This is a genomic window from Ruegeria sp. CL5 (assembly GCF_056536485.1).
In genome coordinates, this window is the sequence record NZ_JBQFPS010000001.1 from 331,686 (window position 1) to 347,857 (window position 16,172).

At 54.5% G+C, this 16,172-nt stretch carries 17 protein-coding genes; 9 read left to right on the forward strand and 8 right to left on the reverse strand.

Going from position 1 to position 16,172, the window contains the following annotated elements:
- The first annotated feature begins 66 nt into the window (after positions 1-66).
- Positions 67-1,104, forward strand: coding sequence for a dihydroorotase (gene pyrC / locus ACR0IU_RS01680; protein WP_480715025.1), 1,038 nt, complete (start codon positions 67-69; stop codon positions 1,102-1,104).
- On the opposite strand, the gene ACR0IU_RS01685 is transcribed toward pyrC, so the two are convergent.
- Positions 1,101-2,396, reverse strand: a complete 1,296-nt coding sequence (locus ACR0IU_RS01685; protein ID WP_480715026.1) for an MmgE/PrpD family protein — start codon at positions 2,394-2,396, stop codon at positions 1,101-1,103. The genes pyrC and ACR0IU_RS01685 overlap by 4 nt on opposite strands.
- A 38-nt stretch (positions 2,397-2,434) precedes the next feature.
- Positions 2,435-2,878, reverse strand: a complete 444-nt coding sequence (locus tag ACR0IU_RS01690) for a type II toxin-antitoxin system RatA family toxin (RefSeq protein WP_170539340.1) — start codon at positions 2,876-2,878, stop codon at positions 2,435-2,437.
- 72 nt (positions 2,879-2,950) lie between these two features.
- Between ACR0IU_RS01690 and hpt the strand changes: the two genes are divergently transcribed.
- Both hpt and ACR0IU_RS01700 read left to right on the forward strand, forming a co-directional pair.
- Positions 2,951-3,499: a hypoxanthine phosphoribosyltransferase gene (gene hpt / locus ACR0IU_RS01695; protein ID WP_480651069.1), complete on the forward strand. Its 549-nt coding sequence runs from the start codon at positions 2,951-2,953 to the stop codon at positions 3,497-3,499.
- Positions 3,499-3,672: a hypothetical protein gene (locus ACR0IU_RS01700; protein ID WP_010439693.1), complete on the forward strand. Its 174-nt coding sequence runs from the start codon at positions 3,499-3,501 to the stop codon at positions 3,670-3,672. The genes hpt and ACR0IU_RS01700 overlap by 1 nt, the downstream gene beginning before the upstream one ends.
- Here ACR0IU_RS01700 and ACR0IU_RS01705 read toward each other — a convergent pair.
- On the reverse strand, positions 3,662-4,807 hold the full coding sequence (locus ACR0IU_RS01705; RefSeq protein WP_480715027.1) for an amidohydrolase: 1,146 nt from the start codon (positions 4,805-4,807) through the stop codon (positions 3,662-3,664). The genes ACR0IU_RS01700 and ACR0IU_RS01705 overlap by 11 nt on opposite strands.
- Positions 4,804-5,754 carry a lipoyl synthase gene (gene lipA / locus ACR0IU_RS01710; RefSeq protein WP_170469770.1) on the reverse strand — a complete coding sequence of 317 codons (951 nt, stop codon included), beginning with the start codon at positions 5,752-5,754 and terminating at the stop codon, positions 4,804-4,806. The genes ACR0IU_RS01705 and lipA overlap by 4 nt, the downstream gene beginning before the upstream one ends.
- 264 nt (positions 5,755-6,018) lie before the next feature.
- On the opposite strand from lipA, the gene ACR0IU_RS01715 reads away from it, so the two are divergent.
- Positions 6,019-6,567: a redoxin family protein gene (locus ACR0IU_RS01715; RefSeq protein WP_480715028.1), complete on the forward strand. Its 549-nt coding sequence runs from the start codon at positions 6,019-6,021 to the stop codon at positions 6,565-6,567.
- Positions 6,568-6,616: 49 nt separating this feature from the next.
- Here the strand turns inward: ACR0IU_RS01715 and ACR0IU_RS01720 are convergent, their stop codons facing one another.
- Positions 6,617-7,540 (reverse strand): hydrogen peroxide-inducible genes activator, encoded by a 924-nt coding sequence (locus ACR0IU_RS01720; RefSeq protein ID WP_480715029.1) that lies wholly within the window; start codon positions 7,538-7,540, stop codon positions 6,617-6,619.
- A gap of 52 nt (positions 7,541-7,592) precedes the next feature.
- Positions 7,593-8,690, reverse strand: a complete 1,098-nt coding sequence (locus ACR0IU_RS01725) for a DUF6456 domain-containing protein (RefSeq protein WP_480715030.1) — start codon at positions 8,688-8,690, stop codon at positions 7,593-7,595.
- A 240-nt stretch (positions 8,691-8,930) separates the two neighbouring features.
- Here ACR0IU_RS01725 and ACR0IU_RS01730 point away from each other — a divergent pair, with 240 nt between their 5' ends.
- Positions 8,931-9,230 (forward strand): DUF6477 family protein, encoded by a 300-nt coding sequence (locus tag ACR0IU_RS01730; protein ID WP_260025892.1) that lies wholly within the window; start codon positions 8,931-8,933, stop codon positions 9,228-9,230.
- Here the strand turns inward: ACR0IU_RS01730 and ACR0IU_RS01735 are convergent, their stop codons facing one another.
- Positions 9,231-10,775, reverse strand: coding sequence for a trimethylamine methyltransferase family protein (locus ACR0IU_RS01735; RefSeq protein ID WP_170469757.1), 1,545 nt, complete (start codon positions 10,773-10,775; stop codon positions 9,231-9,233).
- Positions 10,776-10,910: 135 nt separating this feature from the next.
- Positions 10,911-11,351, reverse strand: coding sequence for a GNAT family N-acetyltransferase (locus ACR0IU_RS01740; RefSeq protein WP_480715031.1), 441 nt, complete (start codon positions 11,349-11,351; stop codon positions 10,911-10,913).
- A 70-nt stretch (positions 11,352-11,421) separates the two neighbouring features.
- Here ACR0IU_RS01740 and guaA point away from each other — a divergent pair, with 70 nt between their 5' ends.
- From guaA to ACR0IU_RS01760, 4 genes are all read left to right on the forward strand, one after another.
- Complete coding sequence (gene guaA / locus ACR0IU_RS01745) at positions 11,422-12,981, forward strand: glutamine-hydrolyzing GMP synthase (RefSeq protein ID WP_480715032.1); 1,560 nt, start codon at positions 11,422-11,424, stop codon at positions 12,979-12,981.
- A gap of 57 nt (positions 12,982-13,038) precedes the next feature.
- Positions 13,039-13,629 (forward strand): acyltransferase, encoded by a 591-nt coding sequence (locus ACR0IU_RS01750; protein WP_480715033.1) that lies wholly within the window; start codon positions 13,039-13,041, stop codon positions 13,627-13,629.
- Positions 13,630-13,842: 213 nt separating this feature from the next.
- The gene (locus tag ACR0IU_RS01755) at positions 13,843-14,748 is read left to right on the forward strand and encodes a DMT family transporter (RefSeq protein ID WP_480715034.1); all 906 of its coding nucleotides are present in this window, start codon (positions 13,843-13,845) and stop codon (positions 14,746-14,748) included.
- Positions 14,749-14,865: 117 nt separating this feature from the next.
- Positions 14,866-16,092 (forward strand): outer membrane protein transport protein, encoded by a 1,227-nt coding sequence (locus tag ACR0IU_RS01760; RefSeq protein WP_170539326.1) that lies wholly within the window; start codon positions 14,866-14,868, stop codon positions 16,090-16,092.
- The last annotated feature ends 80 nt before the right edge of the window (positions 16,093-16,172 follow it).

The window sequence follows — 16,172 nt, forward strand, 5'->3', positions numbered from 1 at the left end:
GATCTGCCTCACCGGCAAGGGCAACAGGGTCTTTCACCACCCAAGCGGCTGTGCTAGCCGGGGGCCATGACCCATTCCCTGACGATCCGCCGCCCCGATGACTGGCATCTGCATCTGCGCGATGGCGCGATGCTGCAAGCCGTCCTGCCTGAAACCGCGCGCCATTTTGCCCGTGCCATCATCATGCCGAATCTGGTTCCGCCCGTTGTGACCGGCGATTATGCGGCCGCTTACAGAGAGCGTATTCTGGCCGCTTTGCCCGATGATATGACGTTTGAGCCACTGATGACGCTCTACCTGACCGAAGACACGGACCCTGCCGATGTCGCAGCGGCGCATGCGACGGGATTGATCAAGGCGGTCAAGCTTTACCCGGCTGGGGCAACAACCAACTCTTCTTCGGGCGTCCGCGATTTCGACAAGGTGCGCCCGGTGCTGGAGAAGATGGCCGAGATCGGTCTGCCGCTGTGTGTGCACGGCGAAGTCACGGATCCCGAAATCGATATCTTCGATCGCGAAGCCGTGTTCATCGACCGCGTTCTTGATCCAATTCGCAAAACAACACCCGGGCTGCGGGTGGTGATGGAGCACATCACGACGTCAAACGGCGTGGATTACGTCAAGGCGAACGAGAAAGATCTGGGTGCGACGATTACGACGCACCACCTGATCATCAATCGCAACCATATCTTGGTTGGTGGCATCAAGCCGCACTATTACTGCCTGCCAGTCGCCAAACGCGAAGAGCATCGGCTGGCGCTGTTGACCGCCGCAACCTCGGGTGATGCGCGTTTCTTCCTTGGCACTGACAGCGCGCCGCACACGGATGCGAACAAGGAAATGGCCTGTGGCTGTGCTGGGTGTTTCACTGCGACCAATACGATGTCACTGCTGGCTGAAATGTTCGAGCGCGCTGATGCGTTGGACAAACTGGAAGCGTTTACCTCCCTTAACGGCCCGGCCTTTTATCGCCTGCCGGTGAACGAAGAGACCATCACGCTGACAAAGGGCGATGAGGTTGTCTATCCCGCCAAAATCGAATGCGCGGACGGTCCTGTCACAGTTTTCGATCCCGGCTTCCCACTGCACTGGCGAGTCGCCTAATCATTTAGTCTATCTGCCAAATCCGCTGCGCGCCCACCGGTGCGCAGCATCGACCAGACCGCATCTGCTTCATCCCCCCCGATCAGTTTTGATGCTTTGTCCCTAACCCGATCTTCGCGGTCTGAAAGAGACATCGCGGCGAGCAGATCATAGCTGGCCTCGCGGCGGGCGCCATCGCGGCGCAAGAGGGACAGATGAGCTTGGGTCTCGGACAAGCTTTCATCTGCCTCTACACTAATCCGATCCCGCAGGGATTGAAGCCTCGGGTCCGCGCAAATCTTGGCAGTATAGCTGCCCGGTAGTGCCGTATCGTACCCCATCGATTGCATTGCGATCACTGTGCGATAAGAAAACTTCGCACCCAACCCGCTAGTCGGCTGCAGTTGATTGCAAACGCTCATCCAGCGGGGGTGCGTTTTAACCTTGATCTCGGCCACCTCTGGTTCGGCAATGTCAAGATCGCGCGCGGCCTCAAGCGCCGCGTGCAGGCCATGGCAGCAGGCGTGAAACTTGTGGCTTACGTTTTCGAACAACCATTCATCACCCAACCCATCGAGCGCTGCATTGATATCGTCTGCCCCCAGATGTGTCGCCCCAAACCCAAACGGACCTTCCAACGCGTCAGAACCGGGTTGAAATCCATTGCGGATCAACTGAGCCGCCTCAACGCCATTCGAGGCCGCAAGCCCGGCATTATAGGGTTTGCCCATGGTTCCGAACTGTGATTTCTGTCCGGATGCTCTTGTTGCGGTCAGCCCCAACAGATCACGCATCTGCTTGGCATCGAAGGACATAATGCGCCCCGCAGCTACAGCAGCCCCAAACGCGCCCGCCGTGGCGGTCTGGTGAAAGCCTGCCTGATAGTGACCGCGGCCCAACCACAGTCCAACGCGGATCGACAATTCCATCCCAACAAGCGCTGCTTCGAGCAAATCGACGAGCGGTCGATCCTCCCACGCCGCAAGCGCAAGGGCTGCCGGAAACACAGCAACCGATGGATGACCGATATGGGCAAAATGGGTGTCATCGTAATCAAGCGCGTGGGAAACGGTACCATTCACCAGCGCCGCAGCGCGCAAAGGGGCTTCACCACCCCCGAATAGGCGTGCTTGTGCTGCACCGCTTTCGGAAAAAACCATCTGGCGGACGATGCGGGAAACAGGCTCTTCCGCACCCGCCCGCCCCACGGCGAGCCAATCCAACGCGGAAAGCGATGTCACGATTCGAGCCTGTGAAGTGGTCGACACAGGACCAGCGGCGAATTCGGCAAGGGCGGATGTGAGATCGGTCATGGCGCGCAGTCTAGCGCGCGCGTCACGGGCGTAAAGCCTTAGCCGTAGAGGACGGCAGCACGTTGTTCGAATGCGCGCACGATACGGTGCATGGCCTCGTTGAACACGACACCGATGATCCCTTGCAGAACCGCATTTTTGAACTCGAAGTCAACGTGGAACGAGACGTTGCAGCCGTCATCCGTATCTTCGAACTCCCAATCGGAACGCATGTATTTGAACGGACCGTCCAGATACTCGGTATCGATCCGTTTATGAGCATCAAACAACGTAACCCGGCTGCCAAAGCGTTCGCGGAACACCTTGAATGAAATAACAAGATCCGCTTCCATCACCTTGCCTTCGCCCGCGGTATAGGTCCGACGGATACGGGCCGCGGCGCACCAGGGCAAAAACTCAGGGTATTTTGCAACATCCGCGACCAGATCATACATCTGCTGAGCGGTGTAAGGCAGCGGGCGGGTCTCGGAGTGGGTTGGCATGATATCCGGGATTAACTGGTGACAATGGCGCGTGATTTCGTATGTTGCGCGCCAAAGATCAAGGGGGCAGCGATGAGCCAACGCGCATATGTGATAGATGAGATGATCTCGGCCAAGGCAATTGCCGCCCGGATCGAAGAACTTTGCCGCGAAATCACAGCCGAGTTTGGCGGTACCGACAAGCTGGTTGTTGTCGGCCTGCTGCGCGGCAGTTTCGTCTTCATCGCCGATCTAGTGCGTGAGCTAGACCTGCCCATTGAGGTCGATTTTCTTGAGGCATCGTCCTATGGAGACTCGATGGAAAGCAGCCGAGAAGTACGCATTCTCAAAGACTTGCGCGGCGCTATTGAAGGTCGTGATGTACTGGTGGTCGAGGATATTGTGGACACCGGCCATACCCTTAATCACGTCTCTAAGCTGCTCCGCACCCGCAAGCCACAACGGTTGAAATCCATCGCCCTTCTGGACAAACCCAGCCGACGCGAGGTCGATTTCCGTTCGGACTGGATCGGGTTCGAAATCCCTGATGAATTTGTCGTGGGCTATGGGATCGACTATGCGCAACGCAATCGCAATTTGCCGTTTATTGGCAAGGTTCGATTTGTCGAAGATCAGGATTGATGAATTTGCGCCACTTCCTTCGCATGTCGCAATGGGGGCGAAATCCGCCCTCGGAACGGCGGGTGAAACTGGTGTTCGGCGCAATCCTTGTCTGTCTTTTGGTTGCCGGCGTTGAATATATGGGCTGGTGGCCCGAATGGGCAGAAAGCCAGCCCAGAAAGCTCAAGCCTTGAGCGTTTGTTCGATCGCTGCAAGAAATATGTCGGTCCCGATCGGGATCAGAGCATCTGGGAAATCATAGTCGGGGTTGTGCAGTTGCGGATGATCCCGGCCTGCTCCAAGCCAGAACATCGCAGTTTTCGCGCCTTTGCCGAACTGCCCGAAATCTTCCGAGAACCGCTGTGGCGTCGGCACCAGTTTGCAAGGTATATCGCGTGTTTGGCAAGCCTCTGACAGAATTTGCACGGCTTCATCCGTATTTACACAAGCCTCAAACACATCGTCATAGCTGATTTCGACATCCAGCCCATGCGCTTGAGCGCTTGTGCTCACAAGCTGCTCCGCCTCGCGGATCAAACCGGTCATTCGCGTATCTGATACCGTCCGCAGAGTAACCCAAAGCTCGGCCATGCCAGGTGCGACCCCGAACGTGGTCTCACCTAGTCGCGCATGGGTTACAGTGGTCAGAGCGTAATCTGCATCCAGCACCCCACCGTGTCCCAATGCGGCTAATGCAGGTATAAGCTCAGCCAAGGCTCCAGCCGGTGAAAGCCCGTCTTGCGGTGCGGCTGCATGCGAGGTTTTGCCTGTCAGCACGATCCGCATCCCGCGGGAGGCGCAATTGGCCGGGCCCGAACACAGCTCGACCGCACCCAATTCCAGACCCGGAAGATTGTGCAAAGAATACACGTAATCCGGTGCAATATTGGCGAACTTGGGGTCGGCGCGAAAGGCTATAGCACCCTGCCCAGTTTCCTCAGCAGGCTGAAAAATCAGAACGACGCGCCCTTTTGCTGGGCGCTTATCACCAAGAACAAAAGCGACACCCAAAACCATTGCCATGTGACCATCATGCCCACACAGATGCCCCTTGCCCGGATGTTGCGACGCGTATCGCGCGCTAGATATTTCCTGGATCGGCAAACCATCCAGTTCGCATCGAATACCTATCGTTGGCCCCGGCTGGCCGCTTTCGTAGACTGCCGCAACGCCATGACCACCGATTCCGGTCAAAACCGCATCGGGGCCGCAAGCCAGCAGAAGATTGGAAATACTTGCGGCGGTTCCGCGCTCCTCGCCCGAAATCTCCGGGACCTGATGCAGCTCATGCCGTTTTTCAGTGAGCCAGGATTGAAGCTCGGGTTTCACACCTGATTCAACTTCTTTTGCCGGGCCTCACGCAAGCGAGCAAAATCATCACCCGCATGGTATGACGACCGGGTCAAAGGGGTTGCCGAAACCATCAGGAAGCCCTTGCCAAAAGCAGCCTTTTCATAGGCCGCGAATTCTTCGGGTGTGACAAAACGATCAATGCCATGGTGCTTGGGCGTTGGCTGCAGATACTGGCCAATTGTCAGAAAATCGATATCTGCTGCGCGCATGTCATCCATGACCTGACGGACCTGTTGCTCGTCCTCACCCAGCCCGACCATGATGCCGGATTTGGTGAAAATCGACGGATCCATCTCTTTCACCCGCTGCAGCAAGCGCAATGAATGGAAATAACGCGCACCGGGACGAACTTCAGGGTATAGCCCTGGTACGGTTTCGAGGTTGTGGTTGAACACATCCGGCTTGGCTTCGACGACGACCTCTAAAACCGTAGGATCACATTTCAGGAAATCCGGCGTTAGAATCTCGATTGTTGTCTTGGGTGACCGGTGTCGCACCGCGCGGATGGTCTGTGCAAAGTGGTCTGCGCCGCCATCGAGCAGGTCATCCCGATCGACCGACGTGATAACAACATGATTCAAGCCCAGCTTTTGCACCGCGTGCGCCACGCGCCCTGGCTCGAATGCATCCAGCGTATCCGGCTTACCCGTCGCAATATTACAGAAGGTACAACCACGCGTACAAATCTCACCCATGATCATCATGGTGGCGTGGCCCTGGCTCCAACATTCGCCCACGTTCGGGCAACCAGCCTCTTCACAAACAGTGACCAGATTGTTGTCACGCATGATCTTGTGCGTTTCAGCATACCCTTTGCCACCAGGCGCTTTGACACGAATCCACGCAGGTTTGCGCGGCGCTGCATTATCAGGCCGATGCGCTTTTTCGGGGTGTCTTTGTTCGGGTATTTTCAGATCACGCACGGCTGGCTTTCCTGACTTCGGGTCAATTTGCTTGGTGCTTAACATAAACTGACTTTGTTGGTTACACCAGCGGCGCATAGCCGCTATGCAGACCGCATTCGCGACTGCAGCAAAAGCCTCAAATAAATCACATATTATTATCTATTTTCAATCAATTTGCATGTGAATAAGATATATCGCAAGTGCAGCATATCTAATGTTGAAGCCGCTCTGGAATCGTTCTAACCCTCACGTTAATCACATGTGAATCACAGGAGTTTGATGATGAAAACCGGTGCAAAACTGCCTGACGTAACTTTCCACACCCGCGTCCGCGACGAAGCGATAGAAGGCCCAAATCCCTTCCGCTGGGAAGACAAGACAACCGCAGATTATTTTGCAGGCAAGCGCGTCATCCTGTTCTCGCTGCCGGGTGCATTCACCCCGACCTGCTCGACCTATCAGTTGCCCGGTTTTGAAAAAGGTCATGCTGATTTCGCAGCCAAAGGCGTCGACGCAATCTTCTGCATGTCCGTCAACGACAGCTTTGTCATGAACAAATGGGCTGCGGATCAGGGTCTGGAAAATGTCAAAGTCATTCCTGACGGATCCGGAGAATTCACCCGCAAGATGGGTATGTTGGTCGATAAGGACAATCTGGGCTTTGGTATGCGCTCGTGGCGCTATGCGGCCATCGTCAATGACGGTGTGGTTGAGGCATGGTTTGAAGAGCCCGGCCTGATGGATAACTGCCCCGAAGACCCTTATGGCGTGTCGTCGCCAGAGAATCTGATGAAACATCTGGACGAGGCCCGCGAACCAGCGCTGGCATAATCCGATCAGTTAAACCGCTACCAGGCTCGCCATTTCGGCGGGCCTTTTTTCAGGTACGAGTTCCCGAAACCACGTCTTCCCCAACCTCACGGATCACCCGCGCCAACCGATTGAACCACTCCTCCGCACCAGTCGACACGCGACGCACCAAACCGATGGTTCTGGCTGGTTGAGGGGCGCCAAACCGGAGCAACCGCAGGCCAGGCACAGCGTCTGTCTCGGCCTGCGCTGCGAGTTCTGGCATCAAGGTCATACCGAATCCTTCCGCGACCAACCGAGACAATGTCGCAAGCGATGACGCGCCCATATTTATCTGACCGCTGGTGCGATCCTGCCCACAAACTTCAAGTGCCTGATCAGTCAAGCAATGCCCGTCTTCAAGCAGCATCAACTGAGCCGCCTTAAGGTCCACCGGCCGCAACGCCTCGGGGCTGATCGTTAGCCGGTCCAGCCGGGCTTGACTTCCTGCAAGCAAGAAGCGGTCTTCGAATAATGGTTCTTCGTGAAAGGCTTCGCTGCCTAACGGAAGCGCTAGTATAGCCGCATCAATTTCACCTGAGCGCAGCATTGAAAGAAGTCGCTCAGTGCGGGCCTCGCGAATTTGCACTTTTAACGAGACATCTGACGCGCGCAACCCAGCCAGCACCCCCGGCAGAAGGTACGGGGCAACGGTCGGAATTATTCCAATCGATAGGGAACGATGCCCGCCAGATTGATCACGCGCGAATTGATCCAGACGCGCTGCCGCATTCAGTACATCCTTTGTGTATTCCAGAACATCTCGCCCAAGTGGGGTCAGCAAAATATCCCGCGCCTGCCGTTCGAACAGTGGCCCGCCCATCGCGTCTTCCAGTGCCTTGATCTGAACGGACAGCGCAGGCTGCGATACATTGCAGACCTGCGCACCGCGACCAAAGTTTCGTTGTTCCGCGACAGCCCGGAAATACTGCAATTGTCGAATGGTAAAATTCATAGTCTCTGACTATCATTTGCAGCCCGTTACTCAAGACCATCCTAATAGGACATCAGCCGATCATGCGGTCTTGCTCGGCGTGATCCTGATAGTGTCGCTTTAGCCGCTGCAAAGCGATACGCAGAACGATCTTGCCCGACCGCGCCGACCAGCCCATGCGCTTTTCCGCCAACTCCAACCCTTCAAGGTAGCAGCAACAACGCAAGGCAACGTCGCTCAAACCCGGCCCTAAATCTGAAAGCGCCTTTGTCACACGGTCCCTGGCACTGGAATGGCCTTGCCCAATATGGGCATCTGAAACGAAATCTCTGCGCCCTCCACAGGTTAAAAAGCGATCCCAGTTCTGCGTGATCTGAGGGCCTATCTGTGCAAGTTCAAAATCCTCACGCAAACGCTCACCCGCGCCGACCAATGTCTCATCAAGGAACGGCTTACCACTCTTGTCCCGTCGACGCGCCAATGCGATCAGGGGGCTTTCGACCGTGTTATAACGAACCTTGGGTTGATTTGAGGTATATGTACCCGAGTTTGCGCGCGTGAATGAAGTCTGAGATTCGGCCATGCCAAATTCATTCTGAGTGCGCGCCCGGTTTTCCGCTTCGGCAATCAAGTGACTCAATGCCGTGCGTCCTGCACTTGAAATACGATAGCGTGAAATCCGACCGGGATTGTCGCACGATATCCAGTCATTTAACGCCAGCGCCTGCGCTGTTCGGCAATCCACAACTGCTGTTTTGGTTGTCCCGCCTTCACCGTTGTCCCGAACCACTACGGCCTTATCCATGTCTTCGGCCACTGCAAGCACAGCCCCGGATTCACACAAACGTCTCAGAACCCGCAGCGCTTCTCGTTCGAACTCTGCGTTTTGAGATTCTGGTCGGTTCTCTCCGGATGTTACGACTGCAAACGCAGGCTTTTTGAATTCCGTGGGTGAAAAATGCGATTGGGCCAGTGATTGTAGCGCGGCGTCCACCAAAGGATCATCGCGACGCATCTCGACCTTGCGGATCTGTCGCGATATGGTCGAGGCATGGCATCCAGCCGACCGCGCGATATCCCGTATCGACCGCCCAGATTCTGTATGGTCAAGATATCGTTGTGCTCCTTCGGGAACCCATGCCGGAACGGTGAAAGCCACGCTGTTTTCCATATTTCTTCGCCCTTGTCGACAAAACAAACTGACAGTTTTAGCCGTCGGATTCTTAGTTAACCAAATCTAACTAGAGGTGCTTTCGTTACTCGTTCGTTAATCACCGACGGCTCAGAGCAGAATTGATTCAAAAAGATAAACAGTGGTGAAACCATAGTTCGGGGCGAACTACACCAAGGCAACACCCGCTCAGGTTGTGTCACATTTCAGACAGTGAAACTGAACGAAAAGGATACTGCCGTGCAGGACCTGATGACCTTGATTACTTCACTCCGCCGCCCGCGACTGCTGGCCCGTGCTGCCAAGATCGGGGCGCAGGACTATAATCGCGACCGTCATCTGCAACGTCTTCTGGGTTATGGATCGATTCCGGGACCGGGCGCTGCGTTGATGCGCCTGCTAGAGCTGGAACGCGAAGTGAATGCACAGCGGATAGAAGAAGACGCGGCCTATTCTTTGGTGCGTCATCTGGATTTGCTGATCGCATTGAATGGCGAGGCGCAACTGTATCAAACCAGTCGCGCCGCGCAATTTCAGTGATTAGGTGAAGGCATCCGGCATGGATGCTTTCTTTTCGGCAACGTATGCGTCCAGCGCCGCATTAATCTCAGGATCAAGTTGTGGCTGCTGATAATTGGCCAAAAGATGTTCAACCCGTGCCGATGCCAGCGTCCGTGTGTCACGCGCGCCTTCTTCTTCCCAGGTTTCGAACGGCTTGTAGTCCAGCAAATCGGTTTTCCAAAACGCTTCCTTGAAGTTTGCCTGCGTGTGTGCGCACCCAAGGTAGTGCCCTCCCGGACCAACTTCGCGGATCGCATCCATAGCCTGAGCATTTTCGTCATATGCAACGCCTTTAGCCAGTCCGTGCAGAACACCCAACTGATCGGCATCCATGACGAACTTTTCGAAGTCTGCAACCAAACCGCCTTCAAGCCAGCCGCAGGAGTGAAGCATAAAGTTCACGCCTGACATCAGACCCATATTCAGTGAATTTGCGGTCTCGTATGCTGCCTGCGCATCGGGCAGCTTCGAGCCGCAGAAAGAACCTGCAGACCGGAACGGCAGCCCCAAGCGACGCGCTAGCTGACCCGCACCATAGGTTACGTGCGATGCTTCAGGGGTGCCAAAAGTTGGCGCGCCCGAGTTCATGTCGATCGATGAAACAAAAGCCCCAAAAATTGCCGGAGCCCCCGGACGAATGATCTGGCTATATGCCACCCCGGCCATAACTTCTGCCAGAACCTGCGTCAGCGTTCCAGCGACTGATACCGGAGCCATTGCGCCACCGACGATGAAGGGCGAGATAATGCAGGCTTGGTTGTTAGCAGCGTAAACCTCAAGCGAACCCATCATCACATCGTCAAATGTCATCGGCGAATTGATGTTGGTTAGCGAGGTCATAACCGTGTTGTTCTGCACGAACTCTTTGCCAAAGAGAATCTCGCACATTTCAACCGAATCCTGCGCTCGCGAAGGATCGGTGACCGAGCCCATGAACGGTTTGTCCGACAAGGTCATGTGGGCCATCAACATGTCCAGGTGACGCTTGTTCACCGGAATATCCGTCGGCTCACACACGGTGCCGCCCGAGTGGTGCAGCCATTTGGACATATAGGCCAATTTCACGAACTTGTTAAAATCGTCCATGGTCGCATAGCGACGGCCGCCTTGCGCATCGCGCACGAACGGAGGGCCATATACCGGGGCCAGAACAAGATTCCGACCGCCAATGACGACTGATTTCTCAGGGTTGCGCGCATGTTGAGTAAATTCGCTGGGTGCGGATTTGATCAATTCACGCGCCAGTCCGCGCGGCAGACGCACGCGTTCACCATCGACATCGGCACCAGCCTCGCGCCAACGTTCCAATGCCGCCGGATTGTCAACAAAATTGACACCGATCTCGGCCAGCACAGTTTCCGCGTTGGTTTCGATGATCTCAAGCGCTTCTTCATTGAGAACTTCGAAATTGGGAATGTTACGTTCGATGTATTTTGCGGTTTCGATCTTTACCGCCGTGCGCTCGGCCCGGCGGGCGGCGCCACCGCCACCTCGTGCTCTGCGCCGGGTGCTTGCCTCTGTCATGAGAAAATCCCGTTTATTGGTTGGTTCGACAAGTGTGTTACATCAACGAGCCACGATGCCAGAGGTAGTTTACGGCGCAATAGAGGTAAAAGCGACATGAACTGGCAGCATCGCTATTTCAGACACATTTGCACGTCACGTCACTCTCTTCTGCATCATGACCGAGTTCCCGGTCACCTCGATCTCGTGCCAGCCAAGATGTGTATACATGGCGCGGGTTGCCCCCATAAGTCGATGCGTTCTTAGGCAAAGCTCGGACAACCCCGCCGTCCGCGCATCGGCTTCAGCAGCAGCAAGCAATTTTCTTGCGAGTCCCCGCCCCTGAGCTTGCGGCACAACGGCAAGATTGAAGACCATCATCACGCCAGCCTTCAGACCATAGATAATGACACCCAAAAGTTGCCCACCTTCTTCTGCGACAAGGACATTTTGGTTGGCAATATCACCCTCGATTCCGCTGGCCACATCCGGGATGTCGGCAATTTTTCTGATCGCATCGGCGTAGGCGCTTGTAATACAGATTTCTATCGCATTTACGTCGCCTGGTTCCGCAGTTCTGAGAATTAGGTCCGTCATCTGAGCGCCTCCGCCACCAATTGACGTCATTGCGCTTGCACAAGCAAGGCTTGCAACCTAATAGCCAGTCATGACCCAAGCATCCCACGACCGCCTTCTGATTATCGACTTCGGCAGCCAGGTGACGCAGCTAATCGCCCGTCGCCTGCGCGAACTGAATGTCTATTGCGAAATTCATCCTTATCAGAAAGTCACGATGGACTTTGTCCGACAGATGGCCCCCAAAGCCGTCATTTTCTCGGGCGGTCCGGACAGCGTTACACGAGAGGGTTCGCCCCGTGCGCCACAGGAAATTTTTGACTATGGCGTGCCGATCCTGGGCATCTGCTATGGCCAGCAGGTGATGATGCAGCAACTGGGCGGCCAGGTCGAAAGCGGTCACGGCACCGCCGAATTCGGGCGCGCTTTCGTGACACCGAAAAATCAGTTGGACATTCTCGATGACTGGTTTGCAGAAGGGGACGAACAGGTTTGGATGAGCCACGGTGACCACGTCAGTGAAATCGCGCCGGGCTTTGAAGTCTTTGGCACCTCACCCAACGCGCCCTTTGCCATAACGGCAGACCCGTCGCGTCATTTCTATGCCGTGCAATTCCACCCGGAAGTGCACCACACTCCCAAGGGTGCCAAACTATATGAGAATTTCGTCAAACTGGCAGGATTCTCGGGTGACTGGACCATGGGCGCATATCGCGAGCAAATGATCGCGAAAATCCGCGAGCAGGTCGGAGACAAAAAAGTCATTTGCGGCCTCTCAGGTGGCGTCGACAGTTCGGTCGCGGCAATCCTGATCCACGAGGCAATCGGTGATCAGTTGACTTGTGTCTTCGTTGACCATGGCCTTTTGCGCAAGAACGAAGCGACCGAGGTCGTCGGAATGTTCCGCGACAATTACAATATCCAGCTGATCCATGCTGACGAGAGCGAGTTGTTTCTGGGTGAGCTGGACGGGCAAAGCGATCCTGAAACCAAACGGAAAATCATCGGCAAACTGTTCATCGATGTTTTTCAGAAACACGCTGACACCATTGATGGTGCCGAGTTTCTGGCACAAGGCACCCTGTATCCCGATGTGATTGAATCTGTTTCGTTCTCAGGTGGTCCCTCGGTCACTATTAAATCGCACCACAATGTGGGCGGGTTGCCCGAGAAAATGGGCCTGAAGCTTGTCGAACCCCTACGAGAACTGTTCAAAGATGAAGTTCGCGCCTTGGGTCGCGAGTTGGGTCTGCCCGACAGTTTCATCGGTCGCCACCCCTTCCCAGGCCCCGGTCTTGCAATTCGTTGCCCCGGTGAGATTACACGGGAGAAGCTTGAGATTTTGCGTGAAGCCGACGCGATCTATATCGATCAAATCCGCAAACATGGGCTGTACGATGATATATGGCAGGCCTTTGTCGCCATTCTTCCGGTGCGAACAGTCGGCGTGATGGGTGATGGACGGACATATGATTATGCCTGTGCACTGCGCGCGGTGACATCGGTCGACGGCATGACCGCTGATTACTATCCGTTCAGCCACGAGTTCCTGGGTGAAACGGCAACACGCATTATCAACGAAGTCAAAGGCATCAACCGATGCACGTACGACATCACTTCGAAACCGCCCGGAACCATCGAGTGGGAATAGACGCCCACACTTATAGTGTTGAAAAGGCGTGATATTTTACATGTGAGGAATAGATCGATGAGCAACTATTCGGTACACGAAACGGCAATTATCGATGACGGTGCACAAATTGGCGCTGGTTGCAGAATTTGGCATTGGGTGCATGTCTGCGGCGGAGCAAAGCTGGGATCAAATATTTCGCTCGGTCAGAACGTATTTATAGGCAACAAAGTCGTCATCGGAGACAATTGCAAGGTGCAGAATAACGTCTCGATCTATGACAATATCACTTTGGAAGAAGGTGTGTTCTGTGGACCGAGTATGGTGTTTACCAACGTCTACAATCCCCGCTCGCTTATTGAAAGAAAAAGCGAGTACCGCGATACTCTGGTTAAGAAAGGTGCCACCCTGGGCGCAAACTCAACCATTATCTGCGGCTTAACTATTGGAAAGTTTGCGTTTATTGGCGCAGGTGCCGTCGTTAACGCCGACGTCAAGCCCTATGCGCTGATGGTTGGAGTTGCCGCAAAGCAAATCGGTTGGATGAGCGAGCACGGCGAGCAACTCGATCTACCTCTGTCCGGGAACTGCGAGATCGATTGCCCTTATAGTGGGGATCGATATGTGCTAGAAGGTGATATGTTGAGAAAACTAAAACCAGTTGTTTAGCGCACTTAAGACCTGCTTTTGTTGGAAAACTGTTCTGGATCAGGAAATTTCCTTGGAAGTTTAATATGTCGTGATCGATCTTCATATTACAATTTGGAAAATTTGCATTGCGACAAAACACACTGGAGCTTTGGCAAGACCACTATTGATTGCATTGCCGTAGAAAACGCCATTTAGTCGTCCTGACAATTGTCGGGACGCAAGCAATAAATCATGAGCAGCAACTCAATGCAGATCGGCAAGGCCGCGCTCTGGATGACCGGAGCAATCGCCTCGTTTTCATCGATGGCAATTGCCGGACGCGAACTTAGCGTAACTCATGATACTTTTGAGATTATGTTCTATCGCAGCCTCGTCGGGATCTGCATAGTCGCTTTTTTTCTGACGATATCGCGCAAATGGCATCAAGTCTCGACACGGCGATTAGATTTGCATGGCGTTCGAAATGTACTGCATTTTACGGGGCAAAACCTCTGGTTCTATGCGGTGACGGTCATTCCTCTTGCGCAGGTCTTCGCGCTGGAGTTTACCCAACCGATCTGGGTGATACTCCTCTCACCATTGCTGTTGAAAGAAAGGTTGACTGCGCTTCGGTTGACCTCAGCACTAATCGGATTTGCCGGAATACTCATTGTGGCACGTCCTGGCGCGGCCTCGATCAGCCCAGGAGTGATTGCCGCAGCATTGTCCGCTTTGTTCTTTGCTCTGACGACGATATCGACGAAAACCCTTACTCGGTTCGCGAGCATCGGTTGCATCATGTTTTGGCTGACTCTGATTCAGGCGGGCCTTGGATTCATTGCATCGACCTATGACGGACAGATCTCATTACCTAGCGTAAATACAGCGCCGTTTCTTCTGCTGGTCGGCGTGGCTGGTCTATTTGCGCATTATTGTATCACCAATGCTCTCGCGATCGCTCCAGCAACAATCGTGGTACCCTTTGATTTTGCACGCCTTCCGACCATCGCGATAGTGGGAATGATCCTTTATCATGAACCGCTGGACCAGTGGACGCTCCTGGGTGCAGCAGTCATCTTTGCGGGGATTTTTCTGAACGTCTGGTCAGAAAATCGTAACAAATCCGCAACACCCGTGCAGCGTGCGCACACCGAGTAACGTTCCGTCACCAATTGACCAAAATTTAAAGTTTAAGACAGTAAAAGCCGGTAACAAGGCCGGGTGCGTTTGATGGGATGAGCATTACAGGCCGCAGGACAGTGTAGGGAGAAGTATATGAAACGATCGTTGTTTCACGCATGCGCGTTGTGCATCGGGGCAACCAGTGTGCAGGCAGGTGGCCTAGATCGTAGCGGTCAGGGCGTTAACATTCTGTTTGAAGAAGGATCTGCCGTTCAGTTTCGACTGGGCTATACCAAGCCTGATGTCAGTGGCTCAATGGAAGACCAGATCCCAGGCAGCCCTACATTTGGTCAACAAGTCGACTCTGGCAATGTCTCGAACAGCTTCTTCACGCCACATCTGGCCTACAAGACTTCGTTAACCGAGAAACTCGACTTCGCTTTGGTCTATGATCAGCCCTTCGGTGCAGATATCGATTATTCGGCGGATTATCCGCTATCCCAGAACGTATTGGCGCTTGCGGGTCTTCCCGGCACCACCACCGACGTTCTTCGCGCCGAGGCTGATACAGACGCGATTACAGCGCTGCTGCGTTACAAATTGGACAATGGTTTTAGCGTAATTGGTGGCGTGAGGGCACAGCGCCTGAAAGCAAGCGTTTCAGTACCAATCGCTGGCGCAGGTGCCACGCCCACAGCTGGTGCATACCGTGTTGAAACAGACGCAGAGATTGACTTTGGATATGTTGTTGGCGTCGCTTGGGAGCGTCCGGATATCGCCGCGCGCGTAGCTCTGACTTACAACTCGAAGATTACTCACGATCTTTCACAGACTGAATCGAACGACGTAATAAATGGGTTCATCTTTCCACCGGGCATCCCAACTGTAGGTCGTGTAAGCGCTGACTCATCGACCGAAGTCATAACACCTCAATCCGTCAATCTGGACTTCCAGACAGGTGTCGCGCCTAAAACACTGCTGTTCGGCTCGGTGCGCTGGGTTGACTGGCCACAAACCGTTTACGCACCACCCGTTTATACCGGCCTGACAGGTATAAACCTCGTCGATTATGAAGAAGCAACTTGGACCTATTCGCTTGGTCTGGGCTACCAATTCACCGACGAATTCTCGGGCGCCGTAACTCTCGGCTACGAAAGTTCGCAAGGGAACTCGGTTTCCAACCTCGGCCCGACAGATGGTTTCTGGAGCATAGGTCTGGGTGGCACCTATTCGCTTGAGAAAGCCAAAATCTCCGGCGGTGTGCGCTATACTGACATCGGCGATGCCACGGCAAACGGCACCGGTCCCGACAACCGCGCCACTTTCACCGGCAACAGTGCATGGAGCGTTGGTATTCAGGTGACATACGCCCTGGATTGATCCCAGCGGCAGCAAACACATCGGAAAGCCCCGCCTTGGTATGGTGGGGCTTTTCCATTTACACGCCTTCTTTTCATTAC

Excerpts from the sequence above, each read along its gene's own strand:
- pyrC (WP_480715025.1), top strand. The coding sequence starts at position 67 with ATGACCCATTCCCTGACGATCCGCCGCCCCGATGACTGGCATCTGCAT.
- guaA (WP_480715032.1), top strand. The coding sequence starts at position 11,422 with ATGACCCAAGCATCCCACGACCGCCTTCTGATTATCGACTTCGGCAGC.
- ACR0IU_RS01685 (WP_480715026.1), bottom strand. The coding sequence starts at position 2,396 with ATGACCGATCTCACATCCGCCCTTGCCGAATTCGCCGCTGGTCCTGTG.
- ACR0IU_RS01750 (WP_480715033.1), top strand. The coding sequence starts at position 13,039 with ATGAGCAACTATTCGGTACACGAAACGGCAATTATCGATGACGGTGCA.
- ACR0IU_RS01760 (WP_170539326.1), top strand. The coding sequence starts at position 14,866 with ATGAAACGATCGTTGTTTCACGCATGCGCGTTGTGCATCGGGGCAACC.
- ACR0IU_RS01720 (WP_480715029.1), bottom strand. The coding sequence starts at position 7,540 with ATGAATTTTACCATTCGACAATTGCAGTATTTCCGGGCTGTCGCGGAA.
- ACR0IU_RS01755 (WP_480715034.1), top strand. The coding sequence starts at position 13,843 with ATGAGCAGCAACTCAATGCAGATCGGCAAGGCCGCGCTCTGGATGACC.
- hpt (WP_480651069.1), top strand. The coding sequence starts at position 2,951 with ATGAGCCAACGCGCATATGTGATAGATGAGATGATCTCGGCCAAGGCA.
- ACR0IU_RS01715 (WP_480715028.1), top strand. The coding sequence starts at position 6,019 with ATGAAAACCGGTGCAAAACTGCCTGACGTAACTTTCCACACCCGCGTC.
- ACR0IU_RS01735 (WP_170469757.1), bottom strand. The coding sequence starts at position 10,775 with ATGACAGAGGCAAGCACCCGGCGCAGAGCACGAGGTGGCGGTGGCGCC.
- ACR0IU_RS01690 (WP_170539340.1), bottom strand. The coding sequence starts at position 2,878 with ATGCCAACCCACTCCGAGACCCGCCCGCTGCCTTACACCGCTCAGCAG.
- ACR0IU_RS01725 (WP_480715030.1), bottom strand. The coding sequence starts at position 8,690 with ATGGAAAACAGCGTGGCTTTCACCGTTCCGGCATGGGTTCCCGAAGGA.
- ACR0IU_RS01700 (WP_010439693.1), top strand. The coding sequence starts at position 3,499 with ATGAATTTGCGCCACTTCCTTCGCATGTCGCAATGGGGGCGAAATCCG.
- ACR0IU_RS01740 (WP_480715031.1), bottom strand. The coding sequence starts at position 11,351 with ATGACGGACCTAATTCTCAGAACTGCGGAACCAGGCGACGTAAATGCG.